Here is a 3627-nt window from a genome sequence, read left to right on the forward strand (position 1 = left end):
ACCGCGATCTACGGCCTGTACACCGCCGCCGTGTACCTCACCTCGCTGCCCGGAGGCTGGATCGCGGACCGCCTGATCGGACAGCAGCGCTCGATCTGGTACGGCGGCCTGATCATCGCCGCAGGCCACTTCACCCTGGCCATTCCCAGCCACCGCACCTTTTTCCTGGGTCTGGTGTTGATCGTGGTGGGCACGGGCCTGCTCAAGCCCAACACCAGCGCCCTGGTCGGCGACCTGTATCCGGAAGGTGGCGCGCGGCGCGACGCCGGATTCTCGCTCTACTACATGGGCATCAACGTGGGCGGCTTTTTTGGTCCGCTTGTATGCGGCTGGTTGGGTCAGGAAGTGAATTGGCACTACGGCTTCGCCGCCGCGGGCGTGGGCATGGTATTCGGCCTGATCCAGTACCGCTTCACCCAGCGCTTCCTGGGTGCATCCGGCACCAAGGCCATGCCGGCCTACGAGGCTCCGGCGCTCCAGAACCGTTTCATGAAGCGCTCGTGGACGGCCTTGTGGGTGACTGCGGCTCTGATCGTGTTGGTAGTGGGTTTGGGGTATTCCGGCATCGTGACCTATGCCCCGGTGCCATTGGCGCTGTGGTCGGGCACGTTGATCCTGGCGATGGGCCTGGGCTTCCTGCTGTGGCTGTTCCTGTTCGGGGGTCTTAGCGCGGTCGAGCGCAAGCGATTGCTCGCGCTGACCATCCTGTTCCTGGTGCAGTCGCTGTTCTGGGCCGGCTACGAACAGGCCGGCTCCAATTTCAACCTGTTCGCACAGCGCTACACCGACCTGCATGTATTCGGTTTCGGCTTTCCCGCGTCCTGGTTCCAGAGCGAGAACTCACTGCTGATTCTGCTGCTGGCGCCCTTCTTCGCCTGGTTCTGGGTGTGGCTGGGTCGGCGCAAACTGGATCCGTCCACGCCGATGAAATTCGCGCTGGGCATGGTTTTCATCGGTCTCGGCTTCCTGGTCATGATGGGCGCGGCCTGGGTGGTGGTCTCAGGACACAAGGTGTTGCCGACCTGGCTGGGCTTGACCTACCTGCTGCACACCGTCGGCGAACTGTGCCTGAGCCCGGTGGGTCTGTCTGCCACCACCAAGCTCTCTCCCCGACGCTACAGCAGCCGACTGATGGGCACCTGGTTCCTGTTCACTGCGTTGGGCGAGATCATGGCCGGCCTGATCGCCGGGCGTTTCAGCGCTCACGACGTGGGCGACATGCCACACATCTACGCCACCATCGCTGGCGTGTCGATCGGCGTGGGCGTGCTGCTGGCGCTGTTCAGCCCCATCATCAAGCGGCGCCTGATCGGACACGACATCAACATCACGCCCGAGCCCTGAACCGGAAGTTCACAGGAAGGCGGTATAGGCATCCAGCGACAAGCGCTGGATGTCCGGCACCCGGCAACCTTCGGCCGGGTGTCCGACCACCAGCAGCAGGTAGGGCATCTCGTTGCGCGGACGGCCGAGGATCTGGTTGAGGAAACCCATCGGGCTCGGGGTGTGCGTCAGCGTGGCCAGCCCCGCCCGGTGCAACGCCGTGATCAGCATACCGCTGGCGATGCCGACCGATTCGTGCGGGTAATAGCGTTTGTGCTTGCGGCCTTCGGCATCCAGGGCGAAGCGTTCGTAGAACACCGCGATCAACCACGGCGCCACCTCCAGGAACGGTTTATCGGCATCGGTCCCGAGCGGTGCCAGCGCGTCCAGCCATGCGTCCGGGGCCCGGTGTTCGTAGAACGCGCGTTCCTCGGCCTCGGCAGCCTCGCGGATACGCCGCTTGATCGCCGGATCGGCGATGGCGACGAAGCGCCATGGTTGCTGGTGCGCGCCGCTGGGCGCGGTGCCGGCGGCGCGCAGGCAGGGCTCGATCACCGCACGCGGCACCGGTGTGGGCGCGAAGTCGCGCACGCTGCGGCGTCGCGCCATCTCGTCGGCCAGCGCGGTCGCGCGCCGAACGCGCTGCTCGTCGCTCAGCGCTTCGCGTTCGGGCAAGGGGATCGTGGCGTGAGCGGTCATGGCGATTACGGCTTGTGCGGAGTGGCCCGATGGTACCGCCCCACCCCGCGACACGCACGGCATGTCCCGACAAACCATCGCCGGGGTCAGAAGATTTCGGCGACGCAGCAGCGCAGACTGCCGCCGGCCTTCTCGATCTCGTCCAGCTCCACTTCGCCAACGGCAAAGCCCCAGCGTTCCAGGTCCGCGCGCTGCGCCGGTGTCAGGCTGGCCGCACCGGTGGCGCTCATCCATACACGGTGCTCGCCCAGGGTGATGGCATTGCCCGCGTAGGCGCGCTTCTGTTCCGGGGTCAGCCAAATCACGCGATGGTCGAATGCCTCGGCAATGGCACGCGGCACCTCTGGATCGCGGAATCCGTCCGCCGCCAGCATCACGGCACGCCCAGCCAGCACGCTCATCAGCACGTTGCTGTGATACTCGCCCTCGGCAAGCTCGAAACACAGCGTCAGATCCAGGCCGAACGCCTGGTGCATGGCCGCTGCACCCGCTGCGTCGCAGCGTTCGCTCAGGCCGCAGTACCCGACATTGCGCGCGCGATCGATGACCAATGACCCGGTCAGCTCGGCGACCAGCTCCTCGCAGCCGGACAGGTCCACCTCGTCGTATCCCAGCACGTCCCCGAAGAAGGTCCGGATGTCCGGGCGCTCGGCCTCCGCACGCCGCACCGCATGGCGCATGCGTCCGATGACCAGGGTGTTGCGCGCCGTGGCGAAGACATTGTTCGGGAACACCGCATCGGGCGTGCGTGGATCACCCGGAAAGGTGATCACCGCACAATCCTGGCGCAAGGCCCCGGCCAGCGCCGCATGCTGCTGCAGCGCACGCAATGGATCGGCGGACTGCTCCATGCGCATGTAGGCATTGTCCCGGGCCGACTCGTCGGCAAGCGCGAAGCCCGAGGGCGACAGCAGGAACGCCGCCCGTGCCGTGGCCGGCCCGGTGGAGGCATCGAGTGCCGCCATCGCTTCGAGGAATTGCGCCGGATCGTTTACAAGCATGGATCTATCCTGGGTCGGGTGTCGGCATGATAGGCCGACTGCGCTCCTGCTGCACGGCCGGCGGTCGCGCCCCGAACACAACAGGGCTTGCCTGCATATCGCAGCAATGCATATATTCGTAATGGTCGTATCAGGAATGATTCGACGACATTGGGGAGGGAGATTGGTCACACGCTCGGCCCGCTATTCAACGCAAACGCATCGGGAAAATGCAAAAAGGTGGAAAACCATTGAACTGGTATCTTGAAGTCCTGAAGAAATACGCCGTGTTCCAGGGCCGTGCGCGCCGCAAGGAATACTGGATGTTCCAGTTGATCAACTTCATCATCCTCATCGTGTTGAGGATCATCGGAGGCGTGCTGGAGATGCACACCTATGGAGACGACATGAATGCGCTCATGGCGATCTACAGCCTGGCCGTGCTGCTCCCGAACATCGGCGTGCAGGTGCGAAGGCTGCATGACACCGGACGCACCGGCTGGTAGATCCTGATTGGCCTGATTCCCTTGATCGGCTTCATAGTGCTGCTGGTCTTTGACGTACTCGACAGCGAGCCCGACAATCAGTACGGCCCGAATCCGAAAAAGATCGAGGCCTGACAACG

The 3627-nt window shown here is 64.4% G+C and carries 4 protein-coding genes; 2 read left to right on the forward strand and 2 right to left on the reverse strand.

Features of this window, described 5'->3' with window-relative positions; translation table 11 throughout:
• Positions 1 to 1344: peptide MFS transporter (locus tag PF446_RS12430; protein ID WP_298072066.1), on the forward strand; the 1344-nt coding region annotated here is incomplete at its 5' end.
• Between the two features lie 9 nt (positions 1345 to 1353).
• Here the strand turns inward: PF446_RS12430 and PF446_RS12435 are convergent.
• On the reverse strand, positions 1354 to 2022 hold the full coding sequence (locus PF446_RS12435) for a nitroreductase family protein (protein ID WP_298072067.1): 669 nt from the start codon (positions 2020 to 2022) through the stop codon (positions 1354 to 1356).
• An 86-nt stretch (positions 2023 to 2108) separates the two neighbouring features.
• Positions 2109 to 3023: an arginine deiminase-related protein gene (locus tag PF446_RS12440; protein WP_298072069.1), complete on the reverse strand. Its 915-nt coding sequence runs from the start codon at positions 3021 to 3023 to the stop codon at positions 2109 to 2111.
• Positions 3024 to 3253: 230 nt separating this feature from the next.
• On the opposite strand from PF446_RS12440, the gene PF446_RS12445 reads away from it, so the two are divergent.
• The gene (locus PF446_RS12445; protein ID WP_298072071.1) at positions 3254 to 3508 is read left to right on the forward strand and encodes a DUF805 domain-containing protein; all 255 of its coding nucleotides are present in this window, start codon (positions 3254 to 3256) and stop codon (positions 3506 to 3508) included.
• Positions 3509 to 3627 lie beyond the last annotated feature (119 nt).

The sequence above is a fragment of the Oleiagrimonas sp. genome, from assembly GCF_027858935.1.
Taxonomy (GTDB): Bacteria; Pseudomonadota; Gammaproteobacteria; order Xanthomonadales; family Rhodanobacteraceae; genus Oleiagrimonas.

Coding starts and splice junctions, on each gene's coding strand:
- PF446_RS12435 (WP_298072067.1), bottom strand. CDS start 2,022: ATGACCGCTCACGCCACGATCCCCTTGCCCGAACGCGAAGCGCTGAGC.
- PF446_RS12440 (WP_298072069.1), bottom strand. CDS start 3,023: ATGCTTGTAAACGATCCGGCGCAATTCCTCGAAGCGATGGCGGCACTC.